Origin of the sequence: Micromonospora sp. NBRC 101691, from assembly GCF_030269285.1 — a bacterium.
Taxonomy (GTDB): Bacteria; Actinomycetota; Actinomycetes; order Mycobacteriales; family Micromonosporaceae; genus Micromonospora; species Micromonospora echinospora.
Genome location: NZ_BSTB01000007.1, coordinates 1 through 13,052 on the forward strand (window position 1 = coordinate 1; position 13,052 = coordinate 13,052).

The window sequence follows — 13,052 nt, forward strand, 5'->3', positions numbered from 1 at the left end:
CTCGATCACCGCCCACTGCCCGTCCGTCAGCGACGACTCGTACGCCGGTTTACAGACACAGCGACACAGACGTGATCTTCGCTGACACAGTCAGCGAAGATCACACCGAGGTATCACAACACTCTCTGAGGACGCCGACGGCGGGGACGGGGTGTCGGGGGCGCGTGGTGTGATGGTCGGATGCAGACGTACCGGTTGGTGCGCCGGTCCGCGGGGCTGACCTGGGGTGACGGCGCGACCCCGCAGCCGGCCCGCTGGCGGGGGGACGCCCGGCAGGCGGAGGTGGTCGCCCACACCGACGGGCCGATGCTGGTGCTCGGCGGTCCCGGCACCGGCAAGACGGGCACCCTGGTCGAGGCGGTCGCGGCGCGGGTCGCCGAGGGCGTCGACCCGGAGCGGGTGCTGGTGCTCACCTTCGGGCGGCGGGCCGCCACCACGCTGCGCCACCGCATCGAGGCCCGGGTCGCCGTCGGCAACCGCGTGGTCCGCGAGCCGTTGGTGCGGACCTTCCCGGCGTACGCCTTCGGCCTGCTGCGCCGGGCCGCCGCCGTGCGCGGCGAGCCGTCGCCCCGGCTGCTCACCGGCCCGGAACAGGATCTGATCATCCGGGAGCTGCTGGACGTCGTGGGGGAGGACCCCGAGGACGACCCGGTCGGCTGGCCGGAGGACCTGCGGCCCGCGCTGCGCACCCGGGCGTTCGCCGGCCAGTTGCGCGACCTGCTGATGCGCGCCGCCGAACGCGGGGTGGGACCGGTCGAGCTGGCCCGGCTGGGCGAGCGGCTGGGCCGCACCGACTGGCCGGCCGCCGCGCGTTTCCTGCGGGAGTACGTCTCCGTGCTGGCGCTCCGCGACGTCAGCAACCGGGGATCGGTCGCGTACGACCCGGCGGAACTGGTCCGGGCCGCCACCGGACTACTGCTCGACGACCCGGAGCTGCTGGCGGCGGAGCGCCGCCGGCTGGCCCACGTCTACGTCGACGAACTGGCCGACACCGACCCGGCCCAGCTGGAGCTGCTCGCCGTGGTGGCCGGTGGCGGCACGTCCCTGGTCGCCTTCGGTGACCCCGACTCCTCCACGTACGCCTTCCGGGGCGCCGACCCGTCCGGGGTGGCGGCGTTTCCGCACCGGTTCCGGACCGCCTCCGGGGCACCGGCGGCGCAGGTGGTGCTCGGCACCTCGTACCGCGCGGGGCCGGAGCTGCTCGCCGCGGCCGGCCGGCTGGCCCGGCGGTTGCGCGGCCCGGTCACCCACCGGCGGCTGGCCCCGCTGCCCGACGCGCCGCCGGGCGTGGTCGAGGTCCGCACCTTCCGTTCGGCGACCAGCGAGTCGGCCTACCTCGCCCACGCGCTGCGCGCGGCGCACCTGCTCGACGGGGTGCCCTGGTCCCGGATGGCGGTGCTGGTCCGGTCGACCACCCTCCAGCTGCCCACCCTGCGCCGGGCGCTGCACACCGCCGGGGTGCCGACCGTGGTGCACGGCGAGGACCTGCCCCTGCACCTGCAACCGGCGGTGGGCCCGCTGCTGCTCCTGCTCCGCTGTGCCCTGGAACCCGAACGGCTGGACGAGGAGGCGGCCGTCGCGTTGCTGCACTCCCCGCTCGGCGGAGCCGATCCGCTGGCCGAGCGGCGGCTGCGCCAGGGACTGCGGGCGCTCGCGCTGGCCACCGGCGACCGCCGTGGCTCGGGCGAGCTGGTCGTCGAGGCGCTGCGCGACCCGGAGGGGCTGGCCGCTGTGGAACGACGCTGGGCCGAGCCGGCCCAGACGGTGGCCCGGCTGCTCGCCACCGCCCGCGAGTCGGCAGCCCGCCCCGGTGCCACCGTCGAGGACGTCCTCTGGGCGGTGTGGGCCGCCAGCGGCCTGGCCGAACGCTGGTCGGCGGCGATCGAGGGGCGGACCGCCACCGGGGAGGGAGAGACCGCCCGGCGCTGGCGGGCCGACGCGGCCGACCGGGACCTGGACGCCGTCCTGGTGCTCTTCGACGCGGCGGCCCGGTTCGTCGACCGGCTGCCCGGCGCGCGCACCGAGGTCTTCCTCGACCACGTGCTCGGGCAGGACCTTCCCGCCGACACCATCGCCCCGACCGCCGACCGGGGGGACGCCGTCCGGTTGCTCACCGCCCACGCGGCCAAGGGGCTGGAGTGGGACGTGGTGGCGGTCGCCGGGGTGCAGGAGGGGATCTGGCCGGACCTGCGACTGCGGGGCAGCCTGCTCGGCTCCGAGCGACTGGTGGACGTGCTCGCCGGACGGGGGGACGGCGCGGGCACCGCCGCCGTCCTGGCCGGACAGACCTCCGCGCTGCTCGACGAGGAGCGGCGGCTCTTCTACGTGGCGGTCACCCGGGCCCGGCGTCGGCTGCTGGTCAGCGCGGTCTCCTCCGCCTCGGTGGGGGGCGACGACCACGAGGAGCAGCCGAGCCGTTTCCTGTACGAACTCGCCGCCGGCGACCCGCCGAGGGGGGACGGCGGCCCGGGGCGCGGCCCGGTGCCGCCGCCGGTGGACGGTGACGGGCCGGCCGGCGGTGCGCGGGACGGCGTGGCCGGCGCGCGGGACGACGCGGACGGCGGCGCGCGGGACGGCGACGCCCCGGGCGGCGGGGAGCCGGCGACCGGGGAGCGGGGTGACGACGGCGCTGCGGAGGCGGGCCGGGGCCGGGCGGGCGAGCTGCCGGTCGGGCGGCCACCCCGGGCGCTGACCCTGCCGGCGCTGGTCGCGGAGCTGCGTACCGCGGTGGCCGACCCGGCGGCACCGGTGACCCGGCGGCGGGCCGCGGCGGCCGAACTGGCCCGGCTCGCCGCCGCCGGGGTGCCCGGCGCGCACCCGGACGACTGGTGGGGGCTGCGCGGACTCTCCGACGACCGGCCGCTGGTCGACGACGGCGAGCCGGTGCGGGTCACCCCGTCGGCCATGGAGAGCGCGCTGCGGTGCAGCCTGCGCTGGCTGCTGGAACGGCACGGCGGCAGCGCGCCGCCGAGCACCGCGCAGAGTGTGGGCAACCTGGTGCACGCCGCCGCGATGCTCGCCGAGAACGCCAGCGTCGACCGGTCCACCCTGCTGGAGTACGTCACCGCGCGGTTCGACGCGATCGAGCTGGCCGCCCGCTGGATGGCCGGTCCCGAGCAGGCCCGCGCCGAGGCCATGGTGGACAAGCTGCTCCGCTGGCTGGCCGTGAACCCGCGCCGGCTGCTCGCCATCGAGCACGAGTTCGCCGTCCGGCTGGACGACCCGCACCGTCCGGTCGACCTGGTCGGGCGGGTGGACCGGCTGGAGATCGACGCGGACGGCCGGCTGGTGGTGGTCGACCTGAAGACCGGCCGGTCCACCACGGTCGGCGCGGAGCTGGCCGAACATCCGCAGCTCGGGGCGTACCAGGCGGCGGTCGAGGCGGGGGCGTTCGCCGAGTACGGCGACTCCTCCGGCGGCGCGGCCCTGGTGCAGCTCGGCACCGGGTCGAAGGAGGCGCGGGAACAGGGACAGGCCCCGGCCGACCAGGGACCGGAGGCCGGCTGGGCGACCGCGCTGGTCCGGCGGACCGCCGATACGATGGCCGCCGCCACCTTCGCCGCCGTCGCCAACTCGAAGTGCCGGGTCTGCCCGGTCCGCACGAGCTGCCCGGTCTCCGGCAAGGGGCGCCAGGTCGTCGAACCGCCGACCACCCGTCCCCCGGAGAAGTCGTAACCCAGCCCGTCCCCGGAGTTGTAGCGTGAGCGCGAGGAGTGAGCTTGCGAGCCCCGCAGTCGCGAACTGAGGCAGCCCCGTGACCCAGCCCGCGCTCTTCGGCACCAGCCCCGCGCCGTCGCCGCGCGCGGCCGACGCCGGTCCCCGGTACACCCCGGTGGAGCTGGCCCGGCTGCTGCGCCTGCCGGCGCCCACCCGTGAACAGGCGGCGATCATCGCTGCGCCGGTGGAGCCGCTGCTGGTGGTGGCCGGGGCGGGCTCCGGCAAGACCGAGACCATGGCGTCCCGGGTGGTCTGGCTGGTCGCCAACTCGTACGTCCGGCCGGAGCAGATCCTCGGGCTCACCTTCACCCGCAAGGCCGCCGGCGAGTTGGCGCACCGGGTGCGTACCCGGCTCGACCAGCTGATCCGCCGGCTCGGACGGCCGGGACGCGACCCGCTCGACGACCCGCTGGCCGGGGAGCCGACGGTGGCGACCTACCACTCGTACGCGGCCCGGATCGTCACCGAGCACGGGCTGCGCTCCGGCTACGAACCCTCCACCCGGCTGCTCACCGAGGCGTCCCGCTGGCAGATGGTGGACCTGCTGGTGCGCAACCACGACGGGGACCTCTCCGAACTCCACCGGACGCCGGGCACGGTCACCGACGCGGTGCTGGCGCTCGCCGCCGAGCTGGACGAACACCTGGTCGAGCCGGACGACCTGGCCGCCTGGACCGGGCGGTTCTTCGCCGACGTCCAGTCCCGCCCCGGCAAGGTCTACGCCGACGTCCGCAGGGCGCTCGGCGTCCAGCAGCACCGGCTGCGACTGCTGCCGCTGGTGCGGGCGTACGCCGGACGCAAGGCGGACTTCGAGGCGATGGACTTCGCCGACCAGCTGGCCCGGGCCGCCCGGGTGGCCCGTGACCACCCGGAGGTCGGCCGGGTCGAACGGAACCGGTTCCGGGTGGTGCTCCTCGACGAGTACCAGGACACCAGCCACGCGCAGGTGGTGCTGCTGCACTCGCTCTTCGGCGGCGGCCACCCGGTCACCGCGGTCGGCGACCCGTGCCAGTCCATCTACGGCTGGCGCGGGGCGAGCGCCGGCACCCTGGAGCGGTTCCCGACCGGGTTCACCCGCGCCGACGGGGAACCGGCGCGGGTGCTCGGGCTGACCACGAGCTGGCGGAACCGCCCGGAGATCCTCGGGGTGGCCAACGCGTTCGCCACCCCGCTGCGGGCCGCCGGGGCGCGGGTGCCCGAGCTGCGTGCCGCGTCGACCGTCGCCGAGCCGATCCCGCACCGCACGCCCCGGGGCGCGGCCGGCGGCACCGTGCACTGCGCGCTGCTGCCCACGTACGCCGCGGAGGCCGGGTGGATCGCGGACAGCGTCCTCGCCGCCTGGCGTGGGGCGGCCCGGATGCCGGGCGCGTTGCCCGAGCACATCCCGGTGCCGCGGCGTCCCACCACTGCGGTGCTGGTCCGGGTGCGCAGCCAGATCCCGGCCATCGAGTCGGCGCTGCGTGACCGGGGACTGCCGGTCGAGGTGGTCGGCCTGGGCGGGCTGCTGGACACCCCGGAGGTCCGGGACGTGGTCTGCACGCTGCGGGTGCTCGCCGACCCGACCGACGGGGCGGCGCTGCTCCGGCTGCTCACCGGGGCCCGCTGGCGGATCGGCCCCCGGGACCTGGTGGCCCTGCACCGGCGGGCCCGGCAGATCGCCGCCGCGCGGCGGGAACTGGCCGGCGGGGCGTCCGTCCCGGACGGGGTCGACGTGCTCGACGAGGCGACGCTGGTCGAGGCGCTGGCCGACCTCGGCCCGGCGCAGGCGTACTCGGCGGAGGGGTACGCGCGGCTGAAGGCGTACGCCCAGGAGCTGGCCCTGCTCCGGTACCGGTTGGACCAGTCCCTGCCGGAGCTGGTCGCGGACGTGGAGCGGACCACCGGCCTGGACGTGGAGGTCGCCGTGCGGGCCGGTCGGGACGGGGCCGGCGACGCCGGCCTGGCCCGGGGCCACCTGGACGCGCTCGGCGACGTGGCCGCCCGGTTCAGCGGGGAGACACCGGGGGCGACCCTCGCCGGGTTCCTGGCCTTCCTCGCCGCCGCCGAGGACGAGGAACGTGGACTCACCCCCGGCGAGGTGGAGGTGGTGGAGGGCGCAGTGCAGGTGCTCACCGCGCACGCCGCCAAGGGGCTGGAGTGGGACGTGGTGGCGGTCGCCGGGCTGACCCGGGGCGCGTGGCCGGGACAGGTGCGCAACTCCGACCACTACCTGGGCGGGCTGGGCGTGCTGCCGTTCCCGCTGCGCGGGGACGCCGACGGCCTGCCCGACCTGGCCCTTTCCGAGGCGGCCGACCAGCGCGCGGTGGCCCGGGCGCTGACCGACTTCACCGACGACTGGCGGGCGCACGACGAGCGGGAGGAGCGGCGGCTGGCGTACGTGGCGGTGACCCGGCCGCGTCGGCTGCTGCTCTGCTCCGGCTACTGGTGGGGGGAGGGGACGAAGCGTCCCCGTGGACCCTCGGTCTTCCTGCGTGAGGTGCACGACGCCTGCCTGGACGCCGGGGACGGGCACGTGGTCGACGTGTGGGCGCCCGAGCCGGCCGGGGACGCGGTGAACCCGACCACCGAGGTGGTGCTGCGCGCCGAGTGGCCGGCCGACCCGCTGGGGGCCCGCCGCCCGGTGCTCGCCGAGGCGGCGGCCCTGGTCCGGGGCTTCCTGGCCGGCGAGGACCCGACGGGCGGGGCAACCCGGGGCGTGGGGGAGCCGCCGGCGGGCGGCACACCTCCCGGGGCGGAGGAGGAGCCGACGGACCGGTCCGCCCCGGCCGACGACCCGGAGGCGGTCCGCTGGCGGCGGGAGGCCGACCTGCTGCTGGCCGAGCGGGCCGAGGCGCTGCGCGCGGCCGGGACGGTCGAGGTGACCCTGCCGGAGCACCTGTCGGTCTCCCAGCTCGTCGCGTTGCGCCGCGACCCCGGGGCGCTGGCCCGTACGCTGCGCCGTCCACTGCCCACCCCACCCAGCCCGTACGCCCGCCGGGGCACCGCCTTCCACACCTGGCTGGAGCAGCGGTTCGGGATCGACCGGCTGCTCGACGTCGACGAGCTGCCCGGCGCGGCGGACGCCGACGCCGCCCCGGACGCCGAGCTGCTCGCCCTCCAGGAGCGCTTCCTGGCCAGCGAGTGGGCCGACCGGGTGCCGCTGGAGGTGGAGGTGCCCTTCGCCACGGTCATCGGCGGGGTGGTGGTGCGGGGCCGGATGGACGCGGTCTTCACCCGCCCCGGCGGCCGGTACGACGTGGTCGACTGGAAGACCGGACGGCAACCGGCCGGGGCGGAGGCCGACGCGGCGGCGGTGCAGCTGGCGGTCTACCGACTGGCCTGGGCGGAACTGGCCGGCGTGCCGGTGGAGCAGGTGGGCGCGGCGTTCCACTACGTCCGCGACGGGGTGACCGTCCGCCCGACGGACCTGCTGGACGTGGCGGGGCTTACCGCCCTGGTGGCGGGATTGCCGGAGGAACCTGGTGCCGGCGAGACCGATCCGTGGTAGCTTGACGATGTTGCAGTTTTGGTTACCAGAGACTCTGTGTGCGCCTGGTGAATTGTGGCCCCAGGCGCTCTTTGTTGTGTCCGGAGTTCTCCGGGCGGGGCGACCAGCAGCGACAGGCGGGCCGCACACGCGGCACGCTACTCATCGAGTCCGCAACAGGTGCGGGCACGACGTTCCGTCAAGGAGACGAAACACATGGCAATTGGCACCGTCAAGTGGTTCAACGCTGACAAGGGCTTCGGCTTCATCACCCCGGACGGCGGCGGCCCCGATGTCTTCGCCCACTTCTCGGCGATCCAGACCTCCGGCTACCGCTCGCTCGACGAGAACCAGCGCGTCGAGTTCGAGGTGACCCAGGGCCAGAAGGGCCCGCAGGCGGAGAACATCCGTCCGCTCTGATCCTCCGGGATCCCGTACCACCCACCACCCCCGCTGGGCGTGGTGACGCGGCCGGTCCGCAGCGCACGCGCGTGGACCGGCCGCGTACCCCTTCGGTTCGTGCTTGTGACCACCGCCGCGCCAGCACACTGGCCGCAGCCGGTGACAGCGCCGTCCACCGGCGCCCCTCCTCGACACGTGCCGCGTCGAGGAAGGCTTCTCCATGACCACCGTCATTCCGTCGTTCGCCGACATCGGCCTCCGGCCCGAACTGCTCGCCGAACTCGCCGCGCAGGGCATCGACCGGCCGTTCCCGATCCAGGCCGCCACCCTGCCCGACTCGCTCGCCGGACGGGACGTGCTCGGCCGGGGGCGTACCGGCTCCGGCAAGACCCTCGCCTTCGGACTGCCGACCCTGCACCGCACCGCCGGCCACCGGGCCCGGTCCGGCCGCCCGAAGGCGCTCGTCCTGGTGCCCACCCGGGAGTTGGCCCAGCAGGTGACCACCGCGCTCACGCCGTACGCGACCGCGCTCGGGCTGCGCTGCGCGACCGTGGTCGGCGGGCTCTCCCTGCAACGTCAGGCGGACGCCCTGCGCGCCGGGGCCGAGGTGGTCGTGGCCACCCCGGGCCGGCTGCACGACCTGATCGACCGGGGTGACGTCCGGCTCGGCGAGGTGCGCGTCACCGTCCTCGACGAAGCCGACCGGATGGCCGACATGGGCTTCCTGCCGCAGGTCACCAAGCTGCTGGAGCAGGTCGCCCCGGACGGCCAGCGGATGCTCTTCTCCGCCACCCTCGACGGGGGCGTGGACCGGCTGGTCCGCCGGTTCCTGACCGACCCGGTCTCCCACTCGGTCGACCCGGGCACCGCCACGGTGACCGCGATGACCCACCACGTGCTGCACGTCGAATCCGACGACAAGCCGGCCACCATCGCCCACATCGCCGCCCGCGAGGGCCGCACCATCCTCTTCATGGGTACGAAGCACCGCGCCGACCGGCTCGCCCGGCAACTGCTCGCCCGGGGGGTACGCGCCGCCGCGCTGCACGGGGGCAAGTCACAGCCGCAGCGCACCCGGATCCTGGAGCAGTTCAAGACCGGGGCGGTCACCGCGCTGGTCGCCACCGACGTGGCTGCCCGGGGCATCCACGTGGACGGGCTCGACCTGGTGGTCAACGTGGACCCGCCGACCGAGGCGAAGGACTACCTGCACCGGGGTGGGCGTACCGCGCGGGCCGGGGAGTCCGGCACGGTGGTCACCCTGGTCCTGCCGGAGCAGCGCCGCGACGTCGCGAAGCTGATGAGCGTGGCCGGCATCAAACCGCACGTGGTGGCGGTGCGCCCCGGCGACGAGGCGCTGGCCCGGGTGACCGGCGCCCGCGAGCCCTCCGGTGTCCCGGTCACCATCGCGGCGCCGGCCGCCGCTGCCACCCGGACCTCCACCCCGGCGGCCCGGGCCGGCGGGGGCTCCGGGGCCGGCGCGACGGACGCCAAGGCTCCGGCCGGCGGACGTGGTCCGCACCGCTCCTCGGGGCGGTCCCGCCGCCCCCGCCGCCCCCGGGCCTCCTGAGCACCACGCCTCCGGGCCGGACTTCGGAAACCACGACGGCCCCGCGCCTCCTGGACCACTCCGCGCCGTCGGAGCGGGCGGGAGGTTCGCGTCACCGGGTTCCTGGGCAGTGTGCCGACGGGGGACAGCGGGGGCGGGAGTCCGGGTCGGAGGTTTCGGCTCGGTCACTGTCGCTCGCGCCGCCGCCCCGATGTCGGACGCGGACGGTAGTTTCCTTCCTGTCGGCCGCCGGACTCGGTCGCTGAGTCGGGGATCAGCAAGAGGATCGTCGGGTGGCCGACAGCACCGATCGGCCGGGGGGCTGATGGTGAGGTCGGGGGGAGCGGGTCGGTGGGGACCGACCCGCGTCGGATTCGGGCTGATGGGGATCGGCCCGTGTCAGGAGGAGTGACGATGGGGGCCCAGGCCGGGGCGGTGCGTGAACTGCTGGTGGTGCTCGTGATGGCCGGAGTCGGCCTGCTGCTCGCGCTGCTGGCGGCGTTCGGGCCGTGGCATCCCGGGGTGGGCGACCGGCACCCGGCCGTCGTGGTCGAGTTGCACAGCCCGGTCGGCGCGGTGGGCACGGGGGGTGTCGCCGACAACGCCGGTTGACCGACGGTCACGCCGGGCGACCGGATCGGTTGCCCGGCGTGACCCGTCAGGGGTCACCGGTGGTTTCCGCCTACGACGTCACCGGGTCGGCGCGGCGGTGTTCGGGGGTGAGCAGGTCGGCGAGGGACGTCCGGTCGACGACCTGCTCGACCGCTCCGTGCACGGCCAGCCAGACGTCCCGGAGCCCGACGGCCACCCCCTGGTAGCCGGCGCTCTCGGCGGGTAGGCCGCGCACGCTGGTCAGGGTGCCGCCGACGGCGCGCAGCACGTCCCCGACGGTGATCCGGTCGGCGGGGCGGCTCAGCGTGTAGCCACCCTCCGTGCCGCGGTGGCTGACCAGCACGTCGGCCCGGCGCAGGTCGAGCAGGATGCCGTGCAGCACGCTGAGCGGGATCTGCTGGACCTCCGCCAGGGCGGCGGCCTTGACCAGCTCGCCACCGCCACGGTCGGCGATGGCGAGCGCGGCACGGAGGGCGTAGTCGGCGCGGGCGGAGACGTGCATGGCGTCAGGCACCCGCCTGGTCGAGGACGCCCCACCGGCGTCGGATCGCCTTGTCGGCCGCGCCGAACGCCGCGTCGACCACCAGCCCGACCACCAGGATCACGATCATCGTGGCGAGCAGCCAGGGCGCGTCGGAGAGTTCGCGGGAGTAGGTGAGCTGTGCGCCCAGCGAGGTGGTGGAGATGCCCACCACGATCAGCTCACCGGCCATCAGGCTGCGCCAGGAGAAGGCCCAACCCTGCTTGAGGCCGGCGACGATGGCGGGCAGCGCGGCCGGCGCGATCACGTACCGGTAGAGGTTCAGCCCCCGCGCGCCGAGGTTGCGGCCGGCGCGCAGCAGCAGCGGTGGCACGTAGTCGACCCCGGCGATGACGCCGTTGGCGATCGACGGAGCGGCACCGAGCACCACCACGAAGAAGATCGCCTTCTCGCTCAGCTCGAACAGCAGGATGGCCAGGGGGAACCAGGCGATCGACGGCATGGTCTGCAACGCCGTGATCATCGAGCCGATGGCGGCCCGGAGCACCCGGGAACGGGCCACCGCCAGGCCGACCAGCAGGCCCACCGCGACGGAGAAGACGTACCCGACGGCGGCCCGGCGCAGCGTGGTCGCCATGCCGTCCCAGAGCTGCGGTCCGCCGACCTGGCGGAGCAGTTCCTGCCCGACGGTGACCGGCCCGGGCAGCGAGTACTCCGGCTTCCACCCGGTCCAGACCACCACCTGCCACGCCCCGACGGCGATGGCGAGCGCCGCGAGCTTCGGCCAGGTCGCCGACCAGATCCGGCTGGCCCGGGAGGGCACCTTCTCCTGCCCGGCGATCTCCAGCGCGTCCAGCCCGGAGATCTCCGCGTCGGTACGCGTACCGCTGGTGAGGATGTCACCGGCCATGGCGTCCCACCTCCTCACGCAGTCGGTCGGTGACCTCGGCGGCGATCGCGGCGACCTCGGGGGAGTCGATGCGCCGGGGGCGGGGCACGTCGACCCGGGTGGACCAGATGATCCGCCCCGGCCGGCTGGAGAGCAGGATGATCCGGTCGGCGAGCCGGGCCGCCTCCCGGACGTTGTGGGTCACGAAGAGCACGGTGAGCCGGCGTTCCGACCAGATCCGTTCCAGCTCGTCGTGGAGGATGTCCCGGGTCATCGCGTCGAGCGCGCCGAACGGCTCGTCCATCAACAGCACCGGGGTCTCCAGGGCCAGGGTGCGGGCCAGCGCGACCCGCTGCCGCATGCCGCCGGAGAGTTCGTGCGGGCGTTTGCGGCCGAAGTCGGCGAGGTGCACGGTGCGCAGCAGCTCGGCGACCCGTTCCCGGCGTCGCGCGCGGGACAGGCCGCGCAGTTTCAGCGGCACCTCGACGTTCCCCTCGACGGTCAGCCAGGGGAAGAGGGCCGACTCCTGGAACATCAGCCCCGGGTTGACCCCCGGGCCGAGGTCGATTTCCCCGCCGCTGACCCGGTCCAGGCCGGCGACCAGGTTGAGCAGGGTGCTCTTGCCGCAGCCGGAGGCCCCGACGAGGCAGACGAACTCACCGGGGGAGACGTCCAGGCTGACCCCGTCCAGGGCGAGGACGGCGCCGTCCCCGCGTCCGTACACCTTGGTCACGCCGCGCAGCGCGACCGCACCGGTCGCGCTGCGCGGGGTCGTCGTGGTCGACGTCACGGCTGGACTACCTCGGGCTTGCCCTGGGCCTTGAGCACCTCGTTGAGGTACGTCAGGTCGTAGAGCCCGTCCAGGCTGACCGGTTGGGTCAGCCCGACCGCGACGGCGTGGTCCAGCCCGGTCTTCAGGGAGGAGGGGATCGGGTCGTTGGTGAACTCCAGGGTCGGCCAGGCCTGCTTGATCAGCTTGAGGTCCAGCGGCTTGCCGGTGATCTTGCCGATGTGGTCGGAGATGGCCTGGTGCGCCTGGTCCGGGTTGGCGTTGACGAACCCGTTCGCGGCCACCTGCGCCTCGACCAGCTTCTTCACCACGTCCGGATGTTCCTTCAGGAACTTGCTGCTGACGATCAGGTTGGTGATGACGAACTTCCGGTCCGGCCAGAGGTCCCGTTCGTCGACGAGCACCTTGCCGCCGGCGTTGACGAGCCGGGACACGAACGGCTCGGGCACCCAGGCGCCGTCGATCGCGCCACTGGTGAACGTCTCGACGGTCTGCGCGTTCTCCTGCGGGATGATCTTGACGTCGCCGCCACCCTCCTTGGTGGTGGTGATGCCCTTCTCCTTCAGCCAGAAGCGCAGTGCGACGTCCTGGGTGTTGCCGAGCTGCGGGGTGGCGATCTTCTTGCCCCTGAGCTGCTCGACCGAGGTGATCTCGGGCTTGACGACCAGCGCCACCCCGCCGGACGCGGCGCCGGAGATCACCCGGACCGCCTCGCCCTTGCTCTTGGAGTGCGCGTTGACCGTCGGGTTCGGACCGATGTACGTCGCGTCCAGCGCGCCGGAGAAGATCGCCTCGATGGCGGCCGGGCCGGCGTTGAAGGTCTTGGTCTCCAGCTTGACGTCGCCGCCGAGCTTCTCGGCGAAGATGCCCTTCTCCACACCGACCACGGCCGGCGCGTGGGTGATGTTGGGGAAGTAGCCGAGGCGCAGCGTCGTCGGCCCGGAGGAGCCGCCTGCCGCATCGGCGTCGTCCTCGCCACCGCAGGCGGTCAGGGTCGCCAGGCCGACGAGCGCGACGGCCGCCAGCGACAACGCACGGCGGTGGGGGTGCCGTCTCATCCTCTTGTCCAATCCTCGATATTCCTACTTTGTCGGTGGGAATAGTGGCCCCGGGGTGCGGGTGGCGTCAAGCGCCGACCGGCTCGGG

General features: G+C 74.8%; 9 protein-coding genes. 5 read left to right on the top strand and 4 right to left on the bottom strand.

What is annotated here, in order from left to right; genetic code table 11:
* The first annotated feature begins 180 nt into the window (after positions 1-180).
* The 5 genes from QSK20_RS13255 (at position 181) to QSK20_RS13275 (ending at position 9,746) form a co-directional block, all read left to right on the top strand.
* Entirely contained in the window at positions 181-3,675 is a 3,495-nt protein-coding gene (locus QSK20_RS13255) for an ATP-dependent helicase (RefSeq protein WP_285788921.1), read from the top strand.
* 79 nt (positions 3,676-3,754) lie between these two features.
* On the top strand, positions 3,755-7,204 hold the full coding sequence (locus QSK20_RS13260; RefSeq protein ID WP_285788922.1) for an ATP-dependent helicase: 3,450 nt from the start codon (positions 3,755-3,757) through the stop codon (positions 7,202-7,204).
* Positions 7,205-7,399: 195 nt separating this feature from the next.
* Complete coding sequence (locus QSK20_RS13265) at positions 7,400-7,603, top strand: cold-shock protein (protein ID WP_285788923.1); 204 nt, start codon at positions 7,400-7,402, stop codon at positions 7,601-7,603.
* Between the two features lie 202 nt (positions 7,604-7,805).
* A complete protein-coding gene (locus QSK20_RS13270; protein ID WP_285788924.1) occupies positions 7,806-9,155 on the top strand; it encodes a DEAD/DEAH box helicase in 1,350 nt (449 codons plus the stop codon).
* Between the two features lie 393 nt (positions 9,156-9,548).
* Positions 9,549-9,746 carry a hypothetical protein gene (locus QSK20_RS13275; RefSeq protein WP_285788925.1) on the top strand — a complete coding sequence of 66 codons (198 nt, stop codon included), beginning with the start codon at positions 9,549-9,551 and terminating at the stop codon, positions 9,744-9,746.
* Between the two features lie 70 nt (positions 9,747-9,816).
* Here the strand turns inward: QSK20_RS13275 and QSK20_RS13280 are convergent, their stop codons facing one another.
* The 4 genes from QSK20_RS13280 to QSK20_RS13295 are packed head-to-tail and all read right to left on the bottom strand — an operon-like array spanning position 9,817 to position 12,964.
* Positions 9,817-10,248, bottom strand: a complete 432-nt coding sequence (locus tag QSK20_RS13280; RefSeq protein WP_285789098.1) for an RrF2 family transcriptional regulator — start codon at positions 10,246-10,248, stop codon at positions 9,817-9,819.
* Between the two features lie 4 nt (positions 10,249-10,252).
* The gene (locus tag QSK20_RS13285; RefSeq protein ID WP_285788926.1) at positions 10,253-11,137 is read right to left on the bottom strand and encodes an ABC transporter permease; all 885 of its coding nucleotides are present in this window, start codon (positions 11,135-11,137) and stop codon (positions 10,253-10,255) included.
* Complete coding sequence (locus QSK20_RS13290; RefSeq protein WP_285788927.1) at positions 11,127-11,906, bottom strand: ABC transporter ATP-binding protein; 780 nt, start codon at positions 11,904-11,906, stop codon at positions 11,127-11,129. The genes QSK20_RS13285 and QSK20_RS13290 overlap by 11 nt, the downstream gene beginning before the upstream one ends.
* On the bottom strand, positions 11,903-12,964 hold the full coding sequence (locus tag QSK20_RS13295; protein WP_285788928.1) for an ABC transporter substrate-binding protein: 1,062 nt from the start codon (positions 12,962-12,964) through the stop codon (positions 11,903-11,905). The genes QSK20_RS13290 and QSK20_RS13295 overlap by 4 nt, the downstream gene beginning before the upstream one ends.
* Between the last annotated feature and the right edge of the window lie 88 nt (positions 12,965-13,052).

Excerpts from the sequence above, each read along its gene's own strand:
- QSK20_RS13255 (WP_285788921.1), top strand. The coding sequence starts at position 181 with ATGCAGACGTACCGGTTGGTGCGCCGGTCCGCGGGGCTGACCTGGGGT.
- QSK20_RS13280 (WP_285789098.1), bottom strand. The coding sequence starts at position 10,248 with ATGCACGTCTCCGCCCGCGCCGACTACGCCCTCCGTGCCGCGCTCGCC.
- QSK20_RS13275 (WP_285788925.1), top strand. The coding sequence starts at position 9,549 with ATGGGGGCCCAGGCCGGGGCGGTGCGTGAACTGCTGGTGGTGCTCGTG.
- QSK20_RS13270 (WP_285788924.1), top strand. The coding sequence starts at position 7,806 with ATGACCACCGTCATTCCGTCGTTCGCCGACATCGGCCTCCGGCCCGAA.
- QSK20_RS13295 (WP_285788928.1), bottom strand. The coding sequence starts at position 12,964 with ATGAGACGGCACCCCCACCGCCGTGCGTTGTCGCTGGCGGCCGTCGCG.
- QSK20_RS13285 (WP_285788926.1), bottom strand. The coding sequence starts at position 11,137 with ATGGCCGGTGACATCCTCACCAGCGGTACGCGTACCGACGCGGAGATC.
- QSK20_RS13265 (WP_285788923.1), top strand. The coding sequence starts at position 7,400 with ATGGCAATTGGCACCGTCAAGTGGTTCAACGCTGACAAGGGCTTCGGC.